Below are 23028 nucleotides of genomic sequence, written 5' to 3'. Positions count from 1 at the left end.
CCCGGTTCCATGCTGCTGGCGGTGGAGGTGCCGGCAGGAGAGCCCACGGGCCCGTCGTGCGGGCCGAAAGTCCCTACGTCCGGGGCGGCCACGCCGTGGCTCCGCCGGGCCCGCCTAGCGGACGAGGCCGTTCTCGTACGCGGCGATGACGGCCTGCACACGGTCCCGAGCGCCGAGCTTGGCGAGCACACTGCCGACGTGCGTCTTCACGGTCCCGATCGAGACGACGAGCTCCGTGGCGATCTCCGCGTTGCTCCGCCCGCGGGCCAGCAGGACGAGGACCTCCCGCTCCCGGGCGGTGAGCGCCGGTAGCGAACCGCATCCGGGCCGGGGCGGTCCCTGGGCCCGGAAGTGCGCCACCACGGACGACGTCACCGCCGGGTCCAGCCGCGCTTCCCCTGCCGCGACGGCGTGCACGGTGGCGAGCAGGTCCTCCGGCCGGGTGTCCTTGAGCAGGAAGCCGCTCGCTCCCGAGCGCAGCGCCTCGAACACCACGTCGTCCTGGCCGAAGGTCGTCAGCACCACCACGCGCGTCGACGGCATCCGGTCGACGATGAGGCGGGTGGCGGCGAGGCCGTCGAGGACGGGCATCCGCACGTCCAGCAGCGCCACGTCCGGACGCCGGGCCTGCACCAGTCGCGTGGCCGTCTCCCCGTCGGCCGCCTCCCCGACCACCTCGATGGCCGGGTCGGTGCGCAGGATGGTCACCAGGCCCGCTCGGACGAGCGCCTGGTCCTCGGCGACCACGACCCGCAGGGTCATCTGAGCACCGGCTCGCGCACGGGCAGCCGCGCGGCGACCCGCCAGCCGTTCGCGTGCGGACCGGCTTCGAGCTCACCGCCGTGCAGCGCCACCCGTTCCCGCATGCCGATCAGACCCCGCCCGCCGGCAACCGGGCGGATCCCACGCTCCCGGGGTGCCCCGTTGCGCACCTCGAGCCGCAGCGCGTCGGCGGTGTGCCTGATGTCCACGTGCGTACGCGCGCCGGGCGCGTGCTTGAGGACGTTGGTCAGCGCCTCCTGCACGATCCGGTACGCCGACAACCCCAGCCCGGGAGGCAACGCCGGAGCCGGGGTTCCGGAGACGCGGAGGTCGACCGGGAGGCCGGCCGCCCGTAGCTGATCGACGAGCGTCGGCACCTGGTCCAGATCCGGTTGCGGAGCCAGCTCCGGCGGCTCCTCCCGACCGTCGCGGAGCACGGCGAGCATGCTCCGCAGCTCGGTCAGCGCCTCCCGGCCGGCGTTCTCCACCGCCTCCAGCGCGGCCGTCGTCCGGGGATGTCCGTGACCGAGCGCCATCCGCTCCGCCCCCGCCTGCACCACCATGACCGACACCGAGTGGGCGACCACGTCGTGCAGTTCGCGAGCGATGCGGTCGCGCTCCCGCGACGCGGCCTCGCGGACGGCGGCGTCGCGCTGCCGCTCGAGCTCCGCGGCACGCCGGCCGGAAGCGGCCGCCTCCAGCGTCCGGCGGCGGACCAGCCGACCGGCCGACCACGGCGCTCCCCAGACCAGCCACGGCAGGAAGTCGCCGGCGTCGCCGTCCCCGGTCATCACGTGGGCGACGGTGATCAGCGTGAACGTCACCGCGCCGCCGAGCACCGCCTGCCGACCGGCTGTCTCCGCCGCGCAGCTGTAGACGGCGATGAGCACCGCCAGGAAGTAGAACTGCGGCGCGAACTCGCCGGGTGCCGTCACGGCCAGCAGGAGACCGAACGCGCAGACGGCGACCGCGACCGCGACCGGGAATCGTCGGCGCCAGGCCAGGGACATCAGGACCGGGACCCCGACGAGTCCCGCGACGAGCGGCTCGGCCACCCACTGGGGACCGAACTCGCTGCTCACCACCACCGTCACGGCCACGGCGAGGACGACGTCACCGGGGCTGGTCCCCCACGCCTCCAACCGCGAACCCCACGGCAGGGCGAGCTTCATGGCAGGACGGTAGGCCTCGACGCGGTCGCTCCACATCCCCCTCTGCGCCGATGCCTTCTCCGTCCTGCGACAGAGGTCCGAGACCGGTCCGCGGGGGGATCCGCCGGGCCGGTCCCGTCCCTAGCGTTCGACGCCTCGAAGTCCCGAAGCCGGAGGTCGTCATGGTGCGCTACACCTGGGTTCCCTACATCGCCGCCGCTGCCGGCGTCGCTCTCGTGCTGAAAGGGACGCTGATCATCGCCAGCGGTGACACGGTCGGCGACGGCGCGATGGCGGTCCTGTACCTCGGCGGGCTGGCGCTGGCTCTCGTCACAGCGGTCGGCGCCGGGCTCCGGCAGCCGGGACTGCTCCGCGGCCTCGCGGTCGGCGCCGGGTCGGTGCTGCTGCTGATCCTGTGGATCATGGGCCTCGGGGACGCGCTCAAGCCACTCGTCGGTCTGGTCAGCGAGGCGGAGCACGTGCAGGCGGAGGTTCCCGTCGTGGTTGCCGGCCTGGCACTCCTGCTGGTCGCTCTCCACATGCGCTCCCGCGACATCCGGAGGACGACGGAGCCGGTCACCGGCGCCGGGGCGCCGGCCGGGACGGCCGCGGTGAACAGCTCCGGAGGCCCCGACTCCCTCGAAGCCGACGCCCCGGGTCGGTGACGCACCCTGTGCCCGGCGGCCGCCGTCGACGGCCGCCGGGCACAGGGGTGTCCAGCACGAGGGACACCGCGAGCACACCAGGCCGCATCTCCCCGCCGCGATACGCATGAGTGCGGTTGTCGGGGCTGACAACCGCACTCATGCGCATCTCGGCGCCGGTGGTCGGCTCAACCGTCGGCGCGGCGACATCACTCTGAGCACGGACGGCGACCGCGCCGCGTGCCGCCGCGCTGCGAGGTGCCGGCAGCGGTGCGCGACCTCGCATCGGCGGGCCTGGGGCCTCGTACCGTTCCGCCGATCGGTCCGGGCGATCGCGGCGTCCGAGGTGCCGCTCCTCCGGGCGGTGACCTCTGATGTCGCACCCGGCCGGCGCTCGGGAACGGGGGACGCCATGCCGACGTGGTCCCGCTCGGCACGACTCGACCGGGAGGCCACCCCTGAGCGCATCCGCGCCAGACAGGTCAACCGGTACCGCTGGGCGTGGTGGCTGAGCTGGTTGCTGCCGCTGCTCGGGGTGGCGGTCGTCGCGGTCTGGGCCGGCGGGACCGCGACGACCTGGCCGGACTTCTGGACTCGCGTCGCCGCACTCCTGCTCGTGGCCGCGGCGGCGCTGGCGGTCGGCGGTCTCCTCGGCTTCCTGTTCGGCGTCCCCAAGGTGCTCAGCGAGGGCGGCTCCACCGAGACGCCGACCGACCCGGCCGCCCCCGGAGTGCACGGCACGGTCACCAACGCCGTCCGGGGCGGGGTCACGGCCAACACGAACCTGGAGCAGATCAGCGACTGGCTGACGAAGATCCTCGTGGGCGTCGGTCTGGTGCAGATCACGCAGGCGCCGGGGGCGTTCGGTCGGCTGGTGGGCACCGTCAGCGGGGCATTCGGCCTGGCGAACGCCGAGCTCGTGATCGGCAGCATCCTGCTGTTCTTCGCCATCGTCGGGTTCCTCGACGCCTATCTGCTGACCCGCCTGTCACTCACCGGCGCGTTCTCCGCCGCCCTGACCGGCGCACCACCGGCCGCCGACGGCACGAAAGGACCGTGATGAGCACCGACCCGATCAGGACCGGCGCCGAGGGCGGCACCGGACTGCTGGTGTACGTGCCCGGGCTGGGCGCCGACCGGTCCGAAGGCCTCCTCCGGCGCCTCGGCGCGGACCTCGGCCCCGGGTGGCAGGTACGGGTCTGGTCGCACGGGCTGACTCCGCTGAGCTCCCAGCGGATGGAGGATGTGGCACACCGTCTCGCCGTGCAGGTGCGGACCTGGGCCGGGGACAACGGCGTGGGCCGGCCGGTGGAGCGGGTCCTGCTGGTGGGCCACAGCATCGGGGGCCTGCTGGTCCGGCACGCGTTCCTGATCGACGCGGGGCGCGCGGGTGGCCACTCCACCCGGTACCCGTGGACGTCGAAGGTGGAGCGCATGGTGCTCCTCGCCGCGCCCAACGCGGGATTCCGGACGCACCGGCTGCCGCTCTGGCTGCGACTGCCCTACGCGGTGGCTGCAGGGGTGGGGCGGCTGACCGCCGAGGACCTGCAGGTGGGCTCGCCGTACCTCACCGAACTGCGGCTGCGCTGGGTGAACGCCTTCCGCGCGGAGTCGCGGCCGCGGGTCACCGTCGTCCAGGTGCTGGGGGACCGCGACGACATCGTCACCCGGGACGACAGCCTCGACGTCGAGTACATGCCCGGCGCGATGCGGATCGACGTCCCGGAGGCCGACCACGCCGGCGTCGTCGACGTCGACGACGCTCCGGACCGGTACGGGATCCTGCACCACGCCCTGCGGGGCGACCTGAACCGCGAACGCCTGCTGGCCGAGACGCCGTCCGCAGAGCCAGTGATCATCGTCCTCCACGGCATCCGCACGAGCAGGTACGCGAACTGGGTGGGGCAGCTGACCAGCGGGCTGACCGAGCGACCCGCCACGGTGGACCACCCCACGCCCGTCGTCTGGGCGCCCAGCTACGGCTACTTCAGCGCCGTCGACTTCGCGCTGCCCTTCACCAGGGCACGCAATCTGCGCCGCTTCCTCGAGTGGTACGGCCGGGTGCACGTGACCCACGGTGGCGAGCGGCATTTCGCCGGCCACAGCAACGGCACCTACCTGCTCGGCCGCGCCTTGGAGGCGGTCCCGGCCATGCACTTCGACCGCATCTACCTCGCGGGATCGGTGCTGCCCCGGGAGTACCCGTGGACCCGGATCACCGACCGGCAGCAGGTGCGGGAACTCGTGCTGCACGACCGCGCGACCCACGACGTGCCGGTCGGCTGGCTGTGCGCCGCACTGCGGGGCCTCGGCATGCGCGACATCGGGACGGCGGGAGTCGACGGATTCGACGACCGGCCGGCGCGCGTGGTCGAGCAGTGCGGCGCCTACCGCGGCGGCCACGGTGCCGCCTTGGAACCCGGGGTGCTCCCGCACGTGACCGCCTACCTCCTGGACGGCCGAACGGACGACGAGCAGGACGGCGCCTCGCCGTACTGGTTCGGCCTGGCCGGGCGGCTGGCCGGAGCGATGGCCGCGCCCCTGGCCGTGGGCGGCACCGTCGCCCTGGCACGGTGGATGGCGCCTCGCGGCGGCCGTCCACGCCTGGTCGCCGCTGCACTGGCGGGCGGGCTCGCCTGGGCCATCGGCCACGCCGCCTGACGAGGAGCCACGCTGTCGCCGGGCTCAGCCGTCGACGTAGCGGTCGCGCTCGACGACGAACTGGCCGATGGCGGTGTTGGCGTCGACGAACTCCGGCAGCAGCGGGATCCGCACGGTCACGGTGACGCAGACGGAGAACTCCTCCCCCGGCGCCAGCGTCGGCGAGTAGCTCCCCGCGGCATCGCACCCGGACCCCACCGGGGCGTAGCCCAGCCGCAGATCCGCGACGTCCACCGACTGGTCCTCCACCGCCAGCTCCGCCGCCCGCAGCGCCCGCTCGTGCCCGGTGACCGGATCCGGCGCGGTACCCATCACCCGCCCGGCCTCCCGCGCCGCGGCCTGCGACGCGAACACCCCGCGCTGCACCGCCGAGAACCCGGCCACGATGTAGACCAGCGGCACGAACACCACAAGCGCGACGAACACGAATTCCACCAGCGCCGAACCGCGCTCCCCGGCGACCATGCCCAGCCGGCGCGGCAGCCACCTCACGCCGCCTCCTTCATCGCCCGCCCGGTGACCTCCAGCGGCAGCACGTTGCCCAGCGCCGCGAGCAGCGAGGGCACCGCCCCCGAGCAGCGCACCACCACCAGCGTCGCGCCGCCGGGATCGGCCTCCTCCCCCGACGTGCACGCCAGCCCCTGCGCGGTCTGCACCGAGGTCGCCCGCGCCACCACCTCCACCGTGCGGCCCGCGCCGAGAGCGGAATCGACGTCGGCCATCGCCGCGTACCGCGCCCCCTCCTGCGCGCCGGCGGTCACGACGTTGCGCACGTGCGCGTAGACCGCCACCTGCAGCACCGCCAGCAGCAGCGCCACGATCAGCATCGACACCAGCACGAAGTCGACGACGGCGCTGCCCCGCTCGCCGTCGTCCCTGCGGTCGGCCGGGTCAGCCCGCACCTGTGACCGACGTCAGCGCGTTCGTCACCGCGGCCACGATCGCCTCGCGAAACGGGATGAGGATGGCCAGCACCAGCGCCGCCGTCATCACGGTGATCATCACCCAGCCGGGCACGTCACCCCGCTCGGGGTCCTCCCCGCGCAACCGCGCCGACAGCGCGGCCAAGGCGGCGGACAGGTGTGCGATGCCAGGCATATGGCGTCCTTCCTTCGGTTCCACTGGGCTCACTGCGCCAGCGAGACGATGCTGATCAACCCCGGGAACAGGGCGAAGAGGACGGTGACCGGCAGCACCAGGAAGACGACCGGCACCATCATCGCGATCTCCTTGCGGCCACCGGCCTCCAGCAGCCGGCGCTTGCCGGCCTCCCGGACGTCGGCGGCCTGGGCACGCAGCACCTCGGCCAGCGGGGTGCCGCGCTCGATGGCCACGAGCAGGCCGTCGATGAAGCGGGCGAGCGGGTCCAGCGAGGTGCGGTCGGCGACCTGCTGCAGCGCGTCGACCAGCGGCACCCCGGCCCGCGCGCGACCGAGCGCGGCGCCCAGCTCGCGGGCCAGCTCCCCGCCCGACAGGCGGGTGACCCGCACGATGGCCGCCGTCGGGCTCTCCCCCGCGGTCACCGCCAGCGCGAGCAGCTCGGCGACCACCGGGAACTCGGCGAGCAGGAGCTCCTCGCGCTTCCGGACCTGCTGGGTGAGCCACCAGTCGCGGCCGAGCACACCGCCCAGCAGGCCGGCCACGCAGAGCAGCCCGGCCGAGAGCACGTTGACGTCACCGGCGGCCACGGACCCGACCAGGGCCACCGCCGTCGCGGCCAGCAGCCCGAGCGCGCCCCACACCACCTGCTCGATGCGGAAGTCCTCGACGGTCATCTCGCCGCCGAGCGCGTCCAGCCGCCGGCGCACCGCCGCCCGCCCGCCGAGGAACCGGTCGACCAGGCGGGCCCCGTTCCCGATCGAGGGGCCGGCGATCCGCAGGACGGCGGAGAACATGCCCGGCTCGGTCGCCGTGCCGAGCAGCCGCGACGGCGGCGGGGTGTCGTGCACGTACGGCGCCAGGCGGTCGACCAGCCGGACCGAGCGGAACGGCGGTGCATAGGTGAGCACCAGCACCAGCCCGGTGGCCGCCACCAGACCCAGCAGCATCCCCAGGGCACCGGCGCTCACGAGCGCACCCCGCTCACTGCAGCACCCGCACGTCCTCGGGCAGCCGCCCGATCCGCAGCATCAGCCGGTACGCGACCAGGCAGACCGCGCCCCCACCGAGCAGGATCGCGCTGCCCAGCGCCGAGTCGTAGGCGTCCAACGTCGTCGACTGCGTGGCGAGCAGGAGCAGCACCACCCACGGCGCGGCGACCGCCAGCCGGGCCGCCTGCACCACCCAGCCCTGCCGGGTCTCCAGCTCCGCGCGGGCACGGGCGTCCTCGCGCAGGAACGTCGACAGCGTGCGCAGCACCCGGCCCAGGTCGCTGCCACCGACCTCCCGGGCGACCCGCAGCGTCTCCACGATCCGGTCGCCCACCGGGTCGGCGAGATCGTCCTTGAGCCGGTCCAGCGCCGCGCCGAACCGGCCGCTGGACCGGTACTCGACGGCGAACCGCGCGAACGGCGGGCGCAGCACCTCGGGCCCGCGGGTGGACAGCGTCGACAGCGCCTCCGGCAGCGAAAGCCCCGCCCGCACCGCCGAGGCCAGGTTGTCGACCACCTCCGGCCACACCTCGCGCAGGTCGGCCCGCCGCTTCCCGGCCAGCCGGCGCACCTGCACGTGCGGGAGGCAGAAACCGAACAGCCCGAACACCAGGCTCACCGTGACCGTGCCCGTGGTCAGCAGGACGACGACGGTGACCAGCACCCCCAGCGCCACCTGCAGCGCCACCAGCTGGGCGCCGTTGATGCCGGTGAGCCCAGCCGCGGCCAGCAGCTGCTCCCGCTTCCCGGGCCGGCGGGCATCCGTCCGCGGCTTCGGCGCCCGCGGCCCGCTGCGCCAGATCAGCAGCAGTCCCACGCCCAGCAACAGCCCGAGGAGCGCGCCCGACCCGGTCACGTGCCGGCTCCGAGCAGCGCCGGCAGGTCGAACCCGGCGGCGGCAAACCGCTCCGGGTGCGGCGGGTAGCCGTCGGCCCGCACCAGGCGGCCGTCCCGGCTGGTGAAGACGTCGGCGGTCTCGATGACGCCGTCCTCCGACCGGCCGGGCAGCGCGACGATCTCGCGCACCCGCCGCCGGCCGTCGGCGTCGGTGCCCGCGTGCACCACCAGGTCCACGCTGGAGGCGACGGTGGGGACGACGAACGACGTGCCGATGTTCTCGCCGGCCAGCAACGGCAGCGTGCACATCTTCACCACGGCCTCGCGGGCGCTGTTGGCGTGCAGGGTGCACATGCCCGGCAGCCCGGAGTTCAGCGCGATCAGCAGGTCCAAGCACTCCTCCTGCCGCACCTCGCCGACCACGATCCGGGAGGGCCGCATCCGCAGCGCCTCCTTCACCAGCCGGCGCAGCGGGATCTCCCCGGCGCCCTCCAGGTTGGGCTGGCGGGTCTGCATGGAGACGACGTCGGGCAGCGGCACCCGCAGCTCGAAGACCTCCTCGCAGGTGATCACCCGCTCCCGGGCGGGCACCGCCGCGCAGAGGCAGTTGAGCAACGTCGTCTTCCCGGCCTGGGTGCCGCCGGAGACGAGGATGTTGAGCCCGGAGGCGACGGCGGCCTCGAGGAAGCGGGCCGCCGGCGCGGTGAGCGTGCCGAGCGCGACCAGCTCGTCGAGCGAGTGCGCCTGCAGCACGAACTTGCGGATGTTGACCGCCATGTGCCGGCGGGTGATGTCGGGGATGACCACGTGCAGCCGCGACCCGTCGGGCATCATCGCGTCCACGAACGGGGTCGACATGTCGATGCGTCGACCCGAGGTGCGCAGCATCCGCTCCACCAGATCGGCCAGCTCACCGGGCGCCAGGATCGTCGTCGTCAGCTCGCTGCGGCCGTGCCGGGCGACGAACACCCGGCCCGGCTCGTTGACCCAGATCTCCTCGACCTCCGGGTCGTCCAGGTAGCGCTGCAGCGGCCCGAACCCGGCCACCCGGTCCAGCACGTCGCGCACCACCGACTCGACGTCACCGATCGGCGGCAGTGCCGAGGTCAGCGACCGCTCCGAGTAGTCGGCGACGACGTCGCGCACCAGCAGCCGCACCGGGCCCGGGTCGGTGAACGGGTCCAGCCCACGCCGGCGGATGAGCTCGCGGACCTCACCGTCCACGACGTCCAGAGCAGTCGGCACGCCCATCCCCCGTCGAGCCAGCGAGCAGTCGGATCGCGGGGACTGTATGGAAACCAGGCAGTCCGCGGGGCCGCCGTCAGTCGATCTGTGGACAAGGACGGGCACGGAGAGGCGCGACAGCACCCGGTCGGGTGACCGGACCGGCCCCGCAGCGGACGAGAGGCGGCCGGACAACGCGCGATCCGGTCAATCGGCCCGATCGAGCAGTTCGCGCTCCGCGGGACTGGGCGACGTGCTCCACACGAGCGAGGCCGCGTGCTCCCGGCCGTCCGGCAGTGTCACCCGCAGCAACCCCTGGTGCATGTCCTCGGCCGGGCCGTGGCCGAGTCGTCCCGTGCACCGGACCCGACGCTCCGGGCTCACGAGGATCACGGCCGGACAGCGGCGGGGTGTCATGCGGTCGTCCGTCCACCCGGGGCCCCGTCGGACCGGCCGGAGGGCAGGGCCGCGGTCGCCTCGGGGATCGCCATGCACCCACGGTGACGACCCGAGCAGCCGAACGGGGCCTCGTCGTCCACCGCCAGCCGATCGGGTGACGCACCGACGTGGTCGACCGTCACGCGCTCACCCGGTCGAGCGCGCCGGTGACCCAGAGCGCGGCCGTTACCGGGTGGCGATCACACGCCCCACCAGGGCGGCCGCCGGCAGCACGACGGGGCCGGCCCAGATCAGCACCGGCTCCAGCCACCAGGCGATGGTCCAGAGCACACCGCCGGCGAGGACCGCCAGCACCGTCACGCCACGCCCGTGGGCGTTCTCGTCGCGGAATGCCAGGCCCGCGGCCGCGGCCGCCCCCAGCGTCGCCCCCACCACGAACCCGACGAAGGCGTGGAGCAGGGCTTCCAGGCCTCCCCCGGCCTGCGGCTCGAGCAGCGCGTCGGCGCCGTAGCCGACGACCATGGCCAGCGCCAGACCACCGACCACTCCGCCCACGAACGCGGCCACGATCGTCCGAACCGGTTGCAGCTCCGTCGACATGTCAGGGGCCTACCCGTCGACGGCCGGGCCGCTACGCGCGTTCCGGTACCGATCAGCCACCGCCGCCCGGGCTTGCCGGCAGGAGGGCGGGACGCCGGCCGAGGCCGAGCCGCCGACTCGCACCGCCGGCCGCACGCGTGCCCGGCGCGGGTGACCCGGAGCCGTCCACTGTTCGGGCTACTCCACGGTCTCGCAGTTCTCCACCGCGTACTGCTCCACCTGCTCCGCCGCGGAGGCGATCTCGTCGAGGTTCACGTCCGCGATCTCCTGCACGGCCTCGACGGCCTCGATGCCCTCTGCTTCGGCCTGCCCGAATGCCTCCGCCATCGCGTTCAGCCCGTCGGCCACCGTGGACACCTCGTCCGAGATCGGCTCCGGCGCCTCGGCCTCCAAGCCGGAGAAGAAAGCCGCGCTGTCCGTGATCTCTTCTCTCGTGCCGACGCCGAAACCGGTCACCCCGGTGCCTTGGAACTCGCGGCAGAACGCGTCGACGGTCTCCGCGGGCTGTTCCTCCCCGCAACCTGCGACCAGGAGTCCGGATACGGCCAGTGCGCTCGCAAGTCGTTTCATGCCCAGGGCTCCTACCCGGTGCGGCAGCCCCTAGTCGGGGCGTCACCGAGCCGTGACGAACGCCGGTCGGGGCCGGATCACGCGGCCTCCACCGTGGGCCGCGACCAGCAGCAGCTCGGAGTTGGCCGAGATCGGTCGCCCAACGGACGATCGGTGACCCCGAGGTGCAGTGATCCACATGATCGGCAAACATCGGGGTGCAGTCCGAGATCGACGACACGATGGAGGTCGCACGTTGAGGAAGCTGATCAGTACCGGAACCTTTCTGGCGGCGGCGGTCGCCTTCTCGCTGCCCGGAGTCGCGGCGGCGGACGAGCACGAGTCGCTGATGATCGAACCGTCCACGGTCCAGGACGGCGAGAGCATCCAGGTCACGGGGCAGTGCGAGAGCGCCGGTGGCGAGCAGGACGTCGCCGTCCTCGCGGGCAGCGGCTTCGAGGGCGGCCTGCTCGGCCGGGTGCCCCTCGCCGAGGACGGCAGCTTCGACGGGTCGGTGACGATCCCCGCGGGCTCGCCCTCGGCCACGGGCGAGGTCAGCGTGCCCTGCCCGGCGGGTGGCACCGTCCTCACGGCCCAGCTCACCATCCAGGGTGACCAGCCCCAGCAGCCGATCGGCCCCGTGCCCGACGGCGGAGTCGACGCCGGTCTCGGCGGGGGCGCGGACGCCGACCCGGCCCTCATCGCGCTCGGTGCCTCCGGCGCGGCACTGACCGTCGGTGGCGTGGCCCTGGGCATCCGGCGCCGCCACGGGTGAGCACTGCCCGTCACCGCCGGCGCGGTGCCCGGATGGGCACCGCGCCGACGGCCCTCGCCCTCACCGGGCTGGCGCTGCTGGGCGGCAGCGCCTGGCTCGGGACCACCCCGTCGGCCGCGCCGCAGCCCCCGCTGAGCGGGGAGGTGGCCGACGTGCGGCAGGTGGCGGCCGCGCCCCTCACCACGGCGCCCACCACGACCGTGCCGCCTGCGGCGCAGCCCGCCGTCCCCGCGCCGGCCCCGGCCCTGGCCCGACCGGCCGCCCTCTCCATCCCCTCGCTGGACCTCGAGGTCGACCTGGTCGACCTCGGGCTCGACGCGCAGCGCAGGCTCGAGGTGCCGGAGGACCCCGCCCAGGTCGGCTGGTGGTCGGGAGGTCCGGCCCCGGGCGCCGACGGCGCCGCCGTGCTCGCCGGCCACGTCGACTCCTACGAGGGCCCGGGCGCGTTCTGGCGGCTGGGCGAGCTGACGCCAGGTGACCGCATCGAGGTCACCGCCGCCGACGGGACCGTGCACGCGTTCGTCGTGGACGGCGTCGGCCGCTGGCCCAAGAGCGAGTTCCCCACCGACGCGGTCTACCGGCAGGCCGACGGCCCGGAGCTGCGCCTCATCACCTGCGGCGGGCCGTTCGACGAGGCCGACCGCAGCTACCGGGACAACGTCATCGTCTTCGCCACCGCGGTCTGACGGGACACGGCTCGCGGCGTCGTCGAGTTCGTGGTCGCGTCAGCCCGGCCGGCTCCCGTCGGGCCGCACCAGCACGGTCCCGTGCTCGTCCTCGACGGTGTAGTGGATGGTCTGCGCCCGGATCTTCCCGCCCTCGACGAGGAACGAATCGGCGCCGTCGCGGACCCGCACCGCGCCCTCGTCCACCGTCCACTCCAGGTAGGCCAGGCGTCCCTCGACCAGCCGCGTGACGTAGTTCCAGCGGCCGTTCGGCACCTCGTCCATCAGCTGCCGGGCCAGCTCCCGGACGCCGTCGTGGCCGCGGAAGGTCCCGCGGCCGCACAGGACGACGACGTCCTCGGCCACGTTGCGGGCGAGGTCGCTCTCCAGATCGCCGGCCGCGGCCAGCCGGAGATGGTCCTCGAACACCTCGCGGGTCGACCGTCCCGCCGGATCAGGCACGCGTTCCTCCCCCCGGAAGCCGTCAGCGCACCCCGTACCCGCGCCTCCGGCGCCGTACCCGCCTGGTCAGGACCGGGACCAGCCGGTGGCGTGCTCGGCCAGGTCCAGGACGGCGTCGACGAGAGCGGCGCCGTCCAGCAGCACCCGGTCGTTGTGGTTCGCACCGGGCACCTCCACCAGGCGGTGCAGCCGGGCGGCCGCCTCGGCGACCGTCCGGCTCTGCCCGGGCGGCACGATCGAGTCGTCGGTGCCCAGCACGACCGTGGTGGGCACGTCCACGCGGGCGATCCGCTCGGCGACCGGGAACCGGTCCCACAGCAGCGCCCGGACCGGCAGGACGGGATAGTGCTCGGCGGCCACCGACGGCAGGTCGACGAACGGTGAGCGCAGCACCAGCCCGGCCGGCGGATGCTCGACGGCGAGCTCGGTGACCACGGCCGCCCCGAGGCTCTCGCCGAAGTAGAGCAACCGGTCGGGCGGGACGCCGGCCTCCGTCACCAGGAACTCCCGGGCGGCACGGACGTCGAGCGCCAGCCCGTCCTCGGTGGGGCTCCCCGGGTTGTCGGCGTAACCCCGGTAGTCGAAGAGCAGCACACCCAGCCCCTCGTCACCGAGCGCCCGCCCGAGCGGTGCGCGCAGGTCCCGGGAGCCGCCGTTGCCGTTGGCCACGAGGACCGTCGGCGCGCCGGTCCCCTCGGCCGGCAGGTACCAACCGCCGAGCTCCAGCCCGTCGGAGGTGGTCAGAGCCACCTCCCGCGCACCGGGGAGGGCGACGTCGACCGTGCGCGCCGGGCCGTCGTCGGGCAGGTAGATCAGGCTGCGCTGGAACGCCCACAGCAGGCCGACCAGGGACGCGAACAGCAGCACCACCGCCCCGGCGCCCACCAGTACCGACCGGACCACGCCTGGCGATGATGCCAGCCCTCAGCGCTCCGGGGCGGCCCGCCGCAGCACCGACGGGCGGCACACCGCAGCCACGCCGAGCACGAGGACGGCGGTGGTCAGCAGGGCCGCGCCGACCGTGATCAGGTCGGTCAGCGCGCCGTTGAGCGTCGCGGCCAGCGGCCTCGAGCCGACGAAGCCGACCAGCCAGAGCGCCATGATGCGGCCGATGTACTCGCGCGGCACCCGGTCGTAGAGCAGCGTCGTGACGCCGTTCATGGCCAGCGTCAGGCCGACGCCACCCACCCCGAACGCCGCCACGGCGACGGGAACGCCGGTGCTCAGCGCCAGCCCGACCGCCGACAGCCCGAGGAGCACCAGACCACTCGTGGCCAGCCGGGCGTGGTCGAGGAAGCGGATCAGCAGCGCCTGGACGAAGAACCCGAGGAAGGCGCCCACGCCGAAGGCGGAGGCGAACAGGCCGACCAGTTCGGGCCCGCCCCCGAGGGCGTCCGCCAGGGACGGTCCGAGGGTCACGGCCGGGTCGGCGCCGATCCCGACCGCGGTGACGCCGAGGAGCAGGACGCCGACCACCGGGTCGGTGCGCAGGTACCGGAGCCCGTCGATGACCGACAGCCGCGGGCCCGGGGCGGTGGCGGCGCCCGGTGCCCGGAGCCGGAACACCGCCAGGAGGAAGACGGCGTGGCCGATCGCGGCGAGCAGGAAGGCGACGCCGTAGCCGGCGGTGGCGGCCACGACACCCCCCACGGCCGGCCCGACGGCGCGGCCCACGGAGAAGGTCAGGTTGTCCAGCGCCACCGCCCGGGCGACCTCCCCCTGCCGCACCAGCGACGGGAGCAGCGCCTGCATCGCCGGACCGCCGACGGAGAACCCGATACCGACGACGAGCGCGGTGACCATCACGACCCACGGCGGCACGTCCGACACGTCGGGCGTCAGCAGGACCCAGCCGGCGAGAGCCGCGGCACCCAGCGTGCACAGCGAGCGGCCGAGCAGGATCTGCTTGCGCGGGCTGCCCCGGTCGGCCATCGCCCCGCTTACCGGGGTCAGCACCAGCTGCGGCACGAACTGGGCGAAGCTCACCAGGCCGACGAGGAACGCCGATGAGGTGAGCTGCCAGACCAGCGCGGCGCTGGCGATGTTCTGGATCCAGATGCCGATGTTCGCCAGCAGCTTGCCGGCCCAGTAGGGCCCGAAGACCGGATCGGTGACCAGCCGCCGTGACGGACGTGGCGCGGCGGGTCCGGCTGCGTCCCCCGGTCCGTCGTCCACTGCCAGGCAATCTAGGCAGCGCCCACGGACGCGGCTCACCCGGGCCGGTCCGGCGGCCACCGGCCGGCCCGTCGGGCGCGTACCGTCCGCGGCACGGAGCCGTCCAGGCTCCCGATGAGGGAGCGCACCATGGGTGACAAGTCCCCGCGACAGTCGATGACCAAGAAGGCCAGCGGAAAGTCGATCAAGGAGAAGCGGATCGACCGCAAGGCCAAGGTGGACACGACGTCCCAGATGGAGAACCTGACCCACGGCAAGAAGCACTGACCACAGAGGGCCCTCCCTCCCGGTGACGGAGGGAGGGCCCTCTGCTGTGCTCCGGTCAGCGCCCCCTCAGGTGAGGCGCCGCCGGGCGGTCACGGGCAGGGCTCGTAGAAGACCCGCGTGCCGGTGGCGGCCGGCGTGGTGAACTCGCAGCCGTAGGTCGGCGAGGCCACCACGGCGTCGTCGAGCACCGAGGCGCCCGCGGGCGTCACCCCGTCCTCCACCCACTCCACGAGGTCGAAGAACTGCGCCGACGCCTCCTCCGGCGTGAACTCGCAGTGCCCGGCGGCCCGGATGGCCCGCTGCACGAGCAGGTCCTCGTTGCCCTCCTCGAGCACGTCCTCGGCGTAGTACTGCTGCATCGAGAACGGCACGTAGTAGTCGCCGAGGGTGTGGATGGACAGCACCGGGACGTCGATGTCACCGGTGATGTCGGGGACGTACGCCGACGGTCCGGAGCGCCGCGCCTGGTGCGCCGGGGCGACCCGCTCGATGCGCTCGTCGAGGGTGGACCCGTCGTCGAACGTGTGGTCGATCGGGTAGTCGGTGTCGACGTTCGACCACACCGGGCCCGGAGCGACGCCGTCCAGACCGCCGGGCTCGGTGGCCACCACGCCGTAGACGAAGCTCCGCCCCTCCCAGTAGGCGAACGCCTCGTCGTCACCGGGACGCTCCCCGCCGGAGATCTCGGTGATCAGGTCGCGGAAGACCTCACCCTCCTCGGTCAGCGGGCCGGGCGCCGGCGGCGTGCCCAGGGCCGCCTTGATCCGCGGCACCACCGCGGTCAGGTAGTCGTCCGGGATCGGGTAGGCGTCGATCCCGGCCAGCGTCTGGGCCAGCAGGTTGTAGTCGAGGAAGAAGTCGTAGAGCTCGCGGTCGCCCATGACGCCGCACATCGGCGCCGCGCCGTCCCACTCGACGCCGCGGTTGCGCTCCAGGAGCACGCCGATCACGTGCCCGCCCATCGAGACGCCCTGCAGGTACCGCTCGTCGGCCTTCCCGACCTCCCGGTCGAAGAGCTTCGCGAGCTTCTCGGTCGAGCGGACGCCGGCCTCGATGTCGTACCGGTTGGCGCTGTAGGACGACGCCGCCCAGGCGTAGCCGTTCTCGATGTAGGTGCGGCGCAGGTCGTAGCTCGGGTCGCTCACGTAGAGCGTCGTCCCCGTGCCCCGGTAGCCGTGCTCCCAGAAGACGACGTCGCCGTTCCAGTCCAGCGGCACCTCGATCCGGTATGCGGCACCGTGGTCGACGCCGTAGAGCACCCGGCTGATCGCGTTGCCCTCGTCGTCGGTCAGCGGCACGAACTCCGCGCCGGGGCCCTCAGGGGTGTAGTCGTAGCGCGGGTCGGCGATCGTCCAGTCGAGGTCGTAGAGCGGCTCGCGCTCGGACTTCTGGACCGGCTGCCAGCCCTCCTGGCCCGCGGACGGGTGACCCTCGGCCTTCCCGGGCGGCTGGACGGAGGACGGCGGACCGGCCAGCGCCGGCCCGCCGGCGACGAACGCACCCATCCCCACACCTGCGGCGACAGCGAGGGGGACCAACCGGTTGCGGTGCAGGGACAAGACGCGACTCCTTTGTCGTGGCTGTGGTGCTCCTCACATCGAGGGGACTCCTGTGTACCTGACGTCGGCAAGCGGCCGCTCGCGGGCTGTCCCGGGCCGGCTCGCAGTCAGCGCAGGACGGCGACGATCAGGTGGGGGCCGGGCTCGGCCAGCGCCCGGCGCAGCTGGTCGGCGAGCTCATCGGCGGTGGTGGCCCGGGTCGCCGGCACACCCATCCCCTGCGCGAGGGCGACGAAGTCCAGCCGCGGCCCGCCCAGGTCGAGCAGCTTCGCCGCCTGCTCCCCGTCACCGGCCGCACCCACGCGGGACAGCTCGTGCTGCAGGATCGCGTAGGAGCCGTTGTCGCAGATGATCGTGGTGATGTCGGCCTGTTCGCGGGCGTGGCTCCACAGCGCCGAGATCGTGTACATGGCGCTGCCGTCGGCCTGGATCCCGATCACCGGCCGGTCGGGGCAGGCCACCGCCGCGCCCAGCGCCATCGGCAGCCCGTCGCCGATCGCGCCGCCGGTCAGCGCCAGCCAGTCGTGCCGCGGCGCACCGGAGGTCAGCTCCATGATCCCCACCCCGGAGGTGATCGCCTCGTCCACCACGATCGCGTTCTCGGGCAGCAGGGCGCCGATGACGGCCGACATCGCCCGTGGGGTCAGCGGGCCCGTGGGCAGCTCCGGGCGCGAGGACTCGAGCAGCTCGGGCTTCGCATCCGGGGCGGCGAGCTCTGCGAGCGCCTGCAGCGCGGCCACGCCGTCCTCCCCCGGCTCGCTGAGCACGTGCACGGTGCAGTCCTCCGGCACCGGGTGGCCGGGGACCCCGGGGTAGCCGAAGAAGTGCACCGGCGCCGTGGCGCCGGCCAGCACCAGGTGCCTGGTCCCGGCCAGCGCCGCCATCGCGACGTCCGGCGGGTAGGGCAGCCTGGTGACGTCGGGGAGCCCGGCCCCGCGGGCCGCGCGCGCCGGGAACGTCTCGGTCATCAACCGCGCGCCGGTGCCGGCCGCGACCTGCCCGGCGGCGAGCAGTCCGTCCTCGCCCACCGCGTCCCCGCCGAGCAGCAGCACCACCGGCTCACCACCCGCCAGGACGGCGGCCACCTCCTCGACCACCCCCGGGGCCACCCGGGGCGCCGGCCGCAGGGGCAGCGGCTCGGCGACCTCGGCGCCGTCCTCCCACGACACGTCGGCCGGGAGGATGAGGGTCGCGATGCCCCCGGCGGAGGCGGCCGCCACCGCGTCGACGGCATCGGCGGCGACGTCGGCCGGGGAGAGCGACCGGCGCACCCAGCGGGACACCGTGCCGGCCACGGCGTCGATGTCGGACTCCAGCGGCGCGTCCAGCCGCTTGTGCGAGCGGGCGTGGTCGCCGACCACGTTGACCATCGGCGCCCGGCCGCGCCGGGCGTTGTGCAGGTTCGCCAGACCGTTGCCCATGCCGGGGCCCAGGTGCAGCAGCGTGGCCGCGGGCCGGCCGGTCATCCGCGCCCAGCCGTCGGCTGCACCGGTGGCCACGCCCTCGAACAGGGTGAGGACGCCGCGCATCTCCGGGACGTCGTCCAGTGCGGCGACGAAGTGCATCTCCGAGGTGCCGGGATTGGCGAAGCAGACGTCCACGCCTGCGCTGACGAGGGTCCGGATGAGTGCCTGGGCGCCGTTCACGACCGCGACCCTCGCACGGCCGGAAGACGGCGGCGACCCGGGTGGGCCCCTGCGAGGGCGCGCCCCCCGCTCACTCCCCGAGCAGCTCCCGGGTGGCGGCGCCCACCGGGTCGCGGCGGGTCGGGAGCCGCTGGACCTCGGGCAGGAAGTCGGTGCGGTACTCCTCGAAGAGCTCGCACAACCGGGCCGCCGGGTCCTTGTCCGAGTCCACCCGGATGTCCCACAGCGGATAGGCCTCCGTGCCGAGGACCAGCACGTGCCCCGACCGCGCGCCCTCGGTGTCCGCGCCGGTCGACTCACCGGCCTCGACGGCGAGCACCAGCCGTTCGGCGAGCTCCCGGTCGCGATGGGCGACGAACGCGTCGAGCGCCGCCTCCACGGTGTGCCGGCCGACCAGCCGATTGCCCGAGACGACCACGCCGTCGCCCTCGATGTGCCCTGCCCAGTCGAGGGTGCGTTCACCGGTCCAGGCGGCCGTGCAGCCGTTGCGGTCGACGAAGCCGCACTGGCGCACGTCCCGGCCCGGGTCGCGGCGGAGGACCTCCTGCAAGGCGGCCGGCGCCTCCAGCCCCTCGGCCATGAGCCGGAGGCCGTCGATGGCGAGGTAGGGGTTCATCGAGGCCTGCGACGCGGTCGCCCCCACGCCCGGCGACGCGTGGCCGACGAGCTTGCCCACCCCCATGAGCGCGGTCAGGGCGCCCACGCCGAACTCACCGGTGTGCGGGCAGCGGGCCACGATCGAGAAGGTCATGCGGGAGGCTCCGTCCGTCGGGTGGTCGAGGAGCCGGTGCCCGGTGCCGGGGCGCCGTAACCGGGCGCCGCTCACGACGCCGACCTCCGAGCGGGACCGGGTGAGCCGCCGCCGGCCCCGCTGGGATGTCGCGACGGAGGCGGCCGGAGGGCCTGTGGACAACCGGCTCGGCGTGTCCGCCGGCGTGGTTTCGTTCCCGCGACACCCCGCTCATCCCCGGTGCGACGCGTGCGACCGGGCCCTCCCGATTGGACCCCCCATGGCCAACGTCAACGTCACCTACCAGCAGATGGAGGACGCCGCCGGGCGTCTCGTCAACGGGCGCGCCGAGATCGACGGCCTGCTGGGCCAGCTCAAGGGCCTGGTCGACCAGCTCGTCGCCGAGGGCTACGTCACGGACAGCTCCAGCCGCACCTTCCAGGCGTCCTACGACGAGTTCACCACCGGTGCGCGGAACATGGTCGCCGGGCTCGACGGCATGGCGCAGTACCTCAACCAGGCGGCCGCGACCTTCCGGGACGCCGACACCCAGCTGGCCGGTGCACTCGGTCGCTGATCACCGGCACAGCACGACGGCGGCCGCCTCGCCTGATGCGAGGCGGCCGTCGTCGTCGGGTCGGCCGGCGTCGTCGGGGTCGGCCTGCGGCCCGGTCTCAGGGCGCCGAGGTACCGGTCGGCTCCTGGGCACCGGCGTTCCTCCGGCGGCGGGGCACCAGTGGTGCGAGCGCGATCGCCGCCATGACCGCGACGACGAGGACGAGCACGGGAATCGCTCCCTCCCGCCCTGCGGCCACCTGCCAGCCGGCCACGGGCACGGCCACCAGTCCGACGGTCAGCGCCTCGCGCGCACGCCCCCACAGCAGGGCGCGGTCCACAGCCAGGGCTTCCGACTCGCCGTAGCGTTGCCGACGGAGCTCGAAGATCTCACGCTCGAGCCTGCGGTAGCTCCGTTCACCTCGGAACACCCGCCGGAAGTAGGTCCCCACGCCCAGCACGCCGGCCACGAACAGGTAGCCGCCGACGATCACCGCGCCCCACCCCACGGCGGACTCCGGCATGCCGAGCGGCGTCGCCATCAGCACCGGTCCGAACACGACCCCGGGCAGCGAGCAGAGCCGGAGCATGCCGCGGGAGCCATGCGCATGGATGTAGGCGTCGAGCAGTGCGTCGCGTGCCACCAGCTCGAAGTCGGCGTCATCCCGGGCGTCGTACGGTGTCCGGTGCTCCGGCGCGATCGGGCCCGCGGTAGCGCCCGGAACCGCTGCTCGACCTCTTCCCAGTCCCGGAGCCGGTCGTGCACCGCCCGGGTGCGGGCTGCGAGCAGGACCGACGGGACCGCCGCGGCCACGCTGATGCCCGCGAAGAACACCGCGAGGGCGGTGCTCAGCCGCTCCCCCTCGGCGAAGCCGAGCGCGGCGAACATGCCGGTGACGACGGTGACGGCGACCAACGCCACCGTCCCCAGATAGCGCCATGGGGCCAGCAACTGCTTGTCGAGCTGCGGCACGGCCGGCGCGCGGGCCGCCAGCAGTTCGGCCCTGGTGCGCCACGGCCGGTCGGCGGGGCCCAGGGGCGTCGGCGCAGCTGTCATCGTGGCCCTCCGTCCTGACGGGTGGGTGCCGGCCGCAACCGCGACCGACCGGCGATCGTGGCGACCAGCGCGGCCAGCTCGGCCACCTGACCGGCGGCCAGACAGGCGCCGGTGACCAGCAGGCCGTGTCCGGCGCCGGGCACGCAGGCGAGCGCGCCGGCCAGGCCGGTGCGGACCGTCCGGCCGCCGGCCGCCGGGCCCGGGCCCGGTGGGGGCAGCGCCTCCGGCGCAGCCACGAAGCCGACGCCCAGCCCGAGGTCGGTCGCGAAGCGCTCCACGTGCAGCACGTCGTGGATGCGCACCGGCAGCAGTTCGGCCAGGACGGCCGTGAGGTCGACCTCCGGCGAGCGCGGCAGCTCGACGACGCTGCTGATCACGTGCCACACCGCCGGCTCGCCGCCGGGGGCGACCGCGCCGACCACCCCGTGGCTGACCGCCCCCGCGGCCACCAGGCGCGCGCGCCAGGCGACCAGCGCGTCGGCCACCGCGGTCCGCAGGTGCTCCGGACCGCCGGGCCAGACCTGCTGCGCCAGGTCCGCGAACCGCGCCCGGGCGCCGGCGTCGTCGCCGAGGACCAGGTCGCACCAGTCCGCCGGGAGGCAGAGGTCCACGACCCCGGCAGGTGGGGCGCTCACCGGACCCCGCTCGGCCGGCGCGGACCCGGCGGGTCGAACAGGCGGGTGGCGGTCGACCGGGTGCCCGGCGCATTGACGACGAGGTGTGCGACGTTGCCGGCCCCGATGTGGAAGGTCGCGGTCCGCCAGAGCAGCTCCCCCTCACCCATCCGGTAGCCGGCGCTGCGGGCGAGCTGGAAGTAGTTGAAGGGCAGCTCCTTGGGACGTCCGAAGACCTGCGGCACGGTGCGCAGCGCGCTGCCCCCGGGGGCCGCCGCGCCGAGCTGCCGGAGCGGACCGCGCCGACGAGGCGCCCGCCCGCCGCCCGCGCCCCGGCACCGAGCGCGACACCCGCCGCGTCCATGAGCACGGTCTCGTCGGTCAGCGCCTCGGCGAAGCTGCCGGTCTGACCGACGGCCGCCCCGTAGTGCATCACGAGCGCGACGCCGTTCAGCGCGACCGCCGCGACGGCCAGCGACTGGAAGCCGGGGAACCAGGCCACCACGCCGCAGACGGTCCCGAGGAACGACGCGACGTCCCCGATGTGGTCGAGGACCGGCGCGAACCGGGCGAGCTGGGCCACGACGAGCTCGTCGAAGCCGTCGGCGAACTTGCCGATCTCCTCCAGCACGGCGCCGATCGACACGACGAGGCCCTGCCAGAAGCCGGGCTGGTCCGGCGCGAGGTCCATGGCCCCCCGGAGCCGGCCGGCGGCCTGCCGGCCCAGCTCCTCGTACTCGGCGAGAAGTCGCCGCGCCTCCTGCACGATGCCGTCGACCTCGGCGTCCGCGGAGTCCGCCGCGCGCCCGGCCGCCGCCCGCGCCCGCGAGCGCTCGTCCTCCACCGCGGCCTCCTCCGGCGCACGCGGCACCCCGGACGGTGGCGCGGCCGCAGGGACGGCCGCGCAGGCGGCCCGCGCCTCCTGTGCCCGCCGGACCGCCGCCGCGTGCTGCGTCTCCAGCGACCTCGCCCGCGCCTGGCCGGCCTGCATCGTGTCCAGCCAGTCGTGCAGCGCGCGGCTCGCCTCGTCGAACGACCGGGCCGCGGTGACGACCTTCGGGCGGAAGTCCTCGGCCAGCAGGGTCCGGAAGGCGATCGCCGCGTTCCCGCGCCACTCCCCGTCCGCGGTGCCGGCGAGCACGGCCGAGATCTCCTCGAGCGCCCGCGCGGCGTGGGTGACCCCGCCGGCGACCTGCCGGGCGACCACCACGTCACCCGGAGCCGGGTCGAACCCCAGCGACGGGAAGCCGCCGCTCACCGCGCGCCGGCCCGGCGCAGCGCGTCACCGAGCGCGGTGTCGGCCGCGCGGAACGCCTCGTCGATCCGCGCCAGCGCGTCCGCCGCGCCCGCCGCGAAGCCACCGAGGCGCTCGATGCCGTAGGACCACTCGTCGCCGAACTCGTCCATCCGCCGGGCGAGCGCCGGGGCGCCCATGGCCGAGCCGGTCACGGCCCGCATCTCCCGCGCCGGGCCGGCCAGGAGATCGCCGATGGTGCCGAGGTCGGACCGGACGCGAGCCAGCATCGCGCCGTCGATGTACAGGTCGCTCACGCGAACCTCCGCGTCGGAGGGGAAGGGTCCGCACACGCTAACGACACCGGGGCGT

Annotated in this window: 28 protein-coding genes; 7 read left to right on the top strand and 21 right to left on the bottom strand. The window is 74.4% G+C overall.

Annotated features, from left to right (window positions below):
* Positions 1-114: 114 nt before the first annotated feature.
* Positions 115-762 (bottom strand): response regulator transcription factor, encoded by a 648-nt coding sequence (locus tag ABDB74_RS04550; protein WP_346622100.1) that lies wholly within the window; start codon positions 760-762, stop codon positions 115-117.
* Positions 759-1934, bottom strand: coding sequence for a sensor histidine kinase (locus ABDB74_RS04545; RefSeq protein ID WP_346622099.1), 1176 nt, complete (start codon positions 1932-1934; stop codon positions 759-761). The genes ABDB74_RS04550 and ABDB74_RS04545 overlap by 4 nt, the downstream gene beginning before the upstream one ends.
* A gap of 161 nt (positions 1935-2095) precedes the next feature.
* Between ABDB74_RS04545 and ABDB74_RS04540 the strand changes: the two genes are divergently transcribed.
* The 3 genes from ABDB74_RS04540 (at position 2096) to ABDB74_RS04530 (ending at position 5218) form a co-directional block, all read left to right on the top strand.
* The gene (locus tag ABDB74_RS04540) at positions 2096-2578 is read left to right on the top strand and encodes a hypothetical protein (RefSeq protein ID WP_346622097.1); all 483 of its coding nucleotides are present in this window, start codon (positions 2096-2098) and stop codon (positions 2576-2578) included.
* Positions 2579-2969: 391 nt separating this feature from the next.
* Positions 2970-3617, top strand: a complete 648-nt coding sequence (locus tag ABDB74_RS04535; protein WP_346622095.1) for a hypothetical protein — start codon at positions 2970-2972, stop codon at positions 3615-3617.
* Positions 3617-5218 carry a hypothetical protein gene (locus ABDB74_RS04530; RefSeq protein ID WP_346622094.1) on the top strand — a complete coding sequence of 534 codons (1602 nt, stop codon included), beginning with the start codon at positions 3617-3619 and terminating at the stop codon, positions 5216-5218. The genes ABDB74_RS04535 and ABDB74_RS04530 overlap by 1 nt, the downstream gene beginning before the upstream one ends.
* 24 nt (positions 5219-5242) lie before the next feature.
* Here ABDB74_RS04530 and ABDB74_RS04525 read toward each other — a convergent pair whose 3' ends face one another.
* The 8 genes from ABDB74_RS04525 to ABDB74_RS04490 all read right to left on the bottom strand — a co-directional run bounded on the left by ABDB74_RS04525 (position 5243) and on the right by ABDB74_RS04490 (position 10938).
* Positions 5243-5710 (bottom strand): hypothetical protein, encoded by a 468-nt coding sequence (locus tag ABDB74_RS04525; protein ID WP_346622093.1) that lies wholly within the window; start codon positions 5708-5710, stop codon positions 5243-5245.
* Complete coding sequence (locus ABDB74_RS04520) at positions 5707-6120, bottom strand: TadE/TadG family type IV pilus assembly protein (RefSeq protein ID WP_346622092.1); 414 nt, start codon at positions 6118-6120, stop codon at positions 5707-5709. The genes ABDB74_RS04525 and ABDB74_RS04520 overlap by 4 nt, the downstream gene beginning before the upstream one ends.
* Complete coding sequence (locus tag ABDB74_RS04515) at positions 6110-6316, bottom strand: hypothetical protein (RefSeq protein ID WP_346622090.1); 207 nt, start codon at positions 6314-6316, stop codon at positions 6110-6112. The genes ABDB74_RS04520 and ABDB74_RS04515 overlap by 11 nt, the downstream gene beginning before the upstream one ends.
* Positions 6317-6345: 29 nt before the next feature.
* The gene (locus tag ABDB74_RS04510) at positions 6346-7287 is read right to left on the bottom strand and encodes a type II secretion system F family protein (protein WP_346622089.1); all 942 of its coding nucleotides are present in this window, start codon (positions 7285-7287) and stop codon (positions 6346-6348) included.
* A 13-nt stretch (positions 7288-7300) separates the two neighbouring features.
* Entirely contained in the window at positions 7301-8164 is an 864-nt protein-coding gene (locus ABDB74_RS04505) for a type II secretion system F family protein (protein ID WP_346622087.1), read from the bottom strand.
* Positions 8161-9390 carry an ATPase, T2SS/T4P/T4SS family gene (locus tag ABDB74_RS04500; protein WP_346622086.1) on the bottom strand — a complete coding sequence of 410 codons (1230 nt, stop codon included), beginning with the start codon at positions 9388-9390 and terminating at the stop codon, positions 8161-8163. The genes ABDB74_RS04505 and ABDB74_RS04500 overlap by 4 nt, the downstream gene beginning before the upstream one ends.
* 603 nt (positions 9391-9993) lie before the next feature.
* Entirely contained in the window at positions 9994-10368 is a 375-nt protein-coding gene (locus ABDB74_RS04495) for a hypothetical protein (RefSeq protein ID WP_346622085.1), read from the bottom strand.
* A gap of 177 nt (positions 10369-10545) precedes the next feature.
* Entirely contained in the window at positions 10546-10938 is a 393-nt protein-coding gene (locus ABDB74_RS04490; protein ID WP_346622084.1) for a hypothetical protein, read from the bottom strand.
* Positions 10939-11173: 235 nt separating this feature from the next.
* On the opposite strand from ABDB74_RS04490, the gene ABDB74_RS04485 reads away from it, so the two are divergent.
* Together ABDB74_RS04485 and ABDB74_RS04480 are read left to right on the top strand one after the other, a co-directional pair.
* Complete coding sequence (locus ABDB74_RS04485; RefSeq protein ID WP_346622082.1) at positions 11174-11692, top strand: hypothetical protein; 519 nt, start codon at positions 11174-11176, stop codon at positions 11690-11692.
* Between the two features lie 32 nt (positions 11693-11724).
* Entirely contained in the window at positions 11725-12378 is a 654-nt protein-coding gene (locus ABDB74_RS04480; protein ID WP_346622081.1) for a class F sortase, read from the top strand.
* A 39-nt stretch (positions 12379-12417) separates the two neighbouring features.
* Here the strand turns inward: ABDB74_RS04480 and ABDB74_RS04475 are convergent, their stop codons facing one another.
* From ABDB74_RS04475 to ABDB74_RS04465, 3 genes are all read right to left on the bottom strand, one after another.
* Complete coding sequence (locus ABDB74_RS04475) at positions 12418-12819, bottom strand: nuclear transport factor 2 family protein (protein ID WP_346622079.1); 402 nt, start codon at positions 12817-12819, stop codon at positions 12418-12420.
* Between the two features lie 66 nt (positions 12820-12885).
* Positions 12886-13722 (bottom strand): alpha/beta hydrolase, encoded by an 837-nt coding sequence (locus ABDB74_RS04470; protein WP_346622077.1) that lies wholly within the window; start codon positions 13720-13722, stop codon positions 12886-12888.
* 21 nt (positions 13723-13743) lie between these two features.
* Complete coding sequence (locus ABDB74_RS04465) at positions 13744-14994, bottom strand: MFS transporter (RefSeq protein WP_346622075.1); 1251 nt, start codon at positions 14992-14994, stop codon at positions 13744-13746.
* 114 nt (positions 14995-15108) lie between these two features.
* Here ABDB74_RS04465 and ABDB74_RS04460 point away from each other — a divergent pair, with 114 nt between their 5' ends.
* Positions 15109-15261 (top strand): hypothetical protein, encoded by a 153-nt coding sequence (locus tag ABDB74_RS04460; protein ID WP_346622074.1) that lies wholly within the window; start codon positions 15109-15111, stop codon positions 15259-15261.
* Between the two features lie 89 nt (positions 15262-15350).
* Here ABDB74_RS04460 and ABDB74_RS04455 read toward each other — a convergent pair whose 3' ends face one another.
* From ABDB74_RS04455 to ABDB74_RS04445, 3 genes are all read right to left on the bottom strand, one after another.
* Complete coding sequence (locus ABDB74_RS04455) at positions 15351-16766, bottom strand: esterase (RefSeq protein ID WP_346622072.1); 1416 nt, start codon at positions 16764-16766, stop codon at positions 15351-15353.
* A 161-nt stretch (positions 16767-16927) separates the two neighbouring features.
* Positions 16928-18466: an acetolactate synthase large subunit gene (locus tag ABDB74_RS04450; RefSeq protein WP_346622070.1), complete on the bottom strand. Its 1539-nt coding sequence runs from the start codon at positions 18464-18466 to the stop codon at positions 16928-16930.
* Positions 18467-18536: 70 nt separating this feature from the next.
* Positions 18537-19217 carry a DUF1028 domain-containing protein gene (locus tag ABDB74_RS04445; protein WP_346622068.1) on the bottom strand — a complete coding sequence of 227 codons (681 nt, stop codon included), beginning with the start codon at positions 19215-19217 and terminating at the stop codon, positions 18537-18539.
* Between the two features lie 259 nt (positions 19218-19476).
* On the opposite strand from ABDB74_RS04445, the gene ABDB74_RS04440 reads away from it, so the two are divergent.
* Entirely contained in the window at positions 19477-19773 is a 297-nt protein-coding gene (locus ABDB74_RS04440; RefSeq protein WP_346622067.1) for a WXG100 family type VII secretion target, read from the top strand.
* Between the two features lie 97 nt (positions 19774-19870).
* Here the strand turns inward: ABDB74_RS04440 and ABDB74_RS04435 are convergent, their stop codons facing one another.
* The 5 genes from ABDB74_RS04435 to ABDB74_RS04415 all read right to left on the bottom strand — a co-directional run bounded on the left by ABDB74_RS04435 (position 19871) and on the right by ABDB74_RS04415 (position 22973).
* Positions 19871-20293: a hypothetical protein gene (locus tag ABDB74_RS04435; protein ID WP_346622066.1), complete on the bottom strand. Its 423-nt coding sequence runs from the start codon at positions 20291-20293 to the stop codon at positions 19871-19873.
* Complete coding sequence (locus ABDB74_RS04430) at positions 20293-20808, bottom strand: hypothetical protein (protein WP_346622065.1); 516 nt, start codon at positions 20806-20808, stop codon at positions 20293-20295. The genes ABDB74_RS04435 and ABDB74_RS04430 overlap by 1 nt, the downstream gene beginning before the upstream one ends.
* On the bottom strand, positions 20805-21443 hold the full coding sequence (locus tag ABDB74_RS04425; protein ID WP_346622064.1) for a hypothetical protein: 639 nt from the start codon (positions 21441-21443) through the stop codon (positions 20805-20807). Before ABDB74_RS04425 ends, ABDB74_RS04430 begins: the two co-directional genes overlap by 4 nt.
* Entirely contained in the window at positions 21440-21667 is a 228-nt protein-coding gene (locus ABDB74_RS04420; protein WP_346622063.1) for a hypothetical protein, read from the bottom strand. Before ABDB74_RS04420 ends, ABDB74_RS04425 begins: the two co-directional genes overlap by 4 nt.
* A gap of 1009 nt (positions 21668-22676) precedes the next feature.
* Positions 22677-22973 (bottom strand): hypothetical protein, encoded by a 297-nt coding sequence (locus ABDB74_RS04415; protein ID WP_346622062.1) that lies wholly within the window; start codon positions 22971-22973, stop codon positions 22677-22679.
* Between the last annotated feature and the right edge of the window lie 55 nt (positions 22974-23028).

The organism is Blastococcus sp. HT6-4, from assembly GCF_039679125.1.
In the GTDB taxonomy this organism is placed as follows: domain Bacteria; phylum Actinomycetota; class Actinomycetes; order Mycobacteriales; family Geodermatophilaceae; genus Blastococcus; species Blastococcus montanus.
Note: the sequence above shows the minus strand (reverse complement) of the source record. Positions and strands in the feature narration are given on the sequence as shown.

What these genes read in the sequence shown, in the direction of transcription:
- ABDB74_RS04550 (WP_346622100.1), bottom strand. Translation starts at nt 762, where the DNA reads ATGACCCTGCGGGTCGTGGTCGCCGAGGACCAGGCGCTCGTCCGAGCG.
- ABDB74_RS04545 (WP_346622099.1), bottom strand. Translation starts at nt 1,934, where the DNA reads ATGAAGCTCGCCCTGCCGTGGGGTTCGCGGTTGGAGGCGTGGGGGACC.
- ABDB74_RS04540 (WP_346622097.1), top strand. Translation starts at nt 2,096, where the DNA reads ATGGTGCGCTACACCTGGGTTCCCTACATCGCCGCCGCTGCCGGCGTC.
- ABDB74_RS04535 (WP_346622095.1), top strand. Translation starts at nt 2,970, where the DNA reads ATGCCGACGTGGTCCCGCTCGGCACGACTCGACCGGGAGGCCACCCCT.
- ABDB74_RS04530 (WP_346622094.1), top strand. Translation starts at nt 3,617, where the DNA reads ATGAGCACCGACCCGATCAGGACCGGCGCCGAGGGCGGCACCGGACTG.
- ABDB74_RS04515 (WP_346622090.1), bottom strand. Translation starts at nt 6,316, where the DNA reads ATGCCTGGCATCGCACACCTGTCCGCCGCCTTGGCCGCGCTGTCGGCG.
- ABDB74_RS04495 (WP_346622085.1), bottom strand. Translation starts at nt 10,368, where the DNA reads ATGTCGACGGAGCTGCAACCGGTTCGGACGATCGTGGCCGCGTTCGTG.
- ABDB74_RS04490 (WP_346622084.1), bottom strand. Translation starts at nt 10,938, where the DNA reads ATGAAACGACTTGCGAGCGCACTGGCCGTATCCGGACTCCTGGTCGCA.
- ABDB74_RS04480 (WP_346622081.1), top strand. Translation starts at nt 11,725, where the DNA reads ATGGGCACCGCGCCGACGGCCCTCGCCCTCACCGGGCTGGCGCTGCTG.
- ABDB74_RS04460 (WP_346622074.1), top strand. Translation starts at nt 15,109, where the DNA reads ATGAGGGAGCGCACCATGGGTGACAAGTCCCCGCGACAGTCGATGACC.
- ABDB74_RS04455 (WP_346622072.1), bottom strand. Translation starts at nt 16,766, where the DNA reads ATGGGTGCGTTCGTCGCCGGCGGGCCGGCGCTGGCCGGTCCGCCGTCC.
- ABDB74_RS04445 (WP_346622068.1), bottom strand. Translation starts at nt 19,217, where the DNA reads ATGACCTTCTCGATCGTGGCCCGCTGCCCGCACACCGGTGAGTTCGGC.
- ABDB74_RS04440 (WP_346622067.1), top strand. Translation starts at nt 19,477, where the DNA reads ATGGCCAACGTCAACGTCACCTACCAGCAGATGGAGGACGCCGCCGGG.
- ABDB74_RS04435 (WP_346622066.1), bottom strand. Translation starts at nt 20,293, where the DNA reads ATGGCGACGCCGCTCGGCATGCCGGAGTCCGCCGTGGGGTGGGGCGCG.
- ABDB74_RS04430 (WP_346622065.1), bottom strand. Translation starts at nt 20,808, where the DNA reads ATGACAGCTGCGCCGACGCCCCTGGGCCCCGCCGACCGGCCGTGGCGC.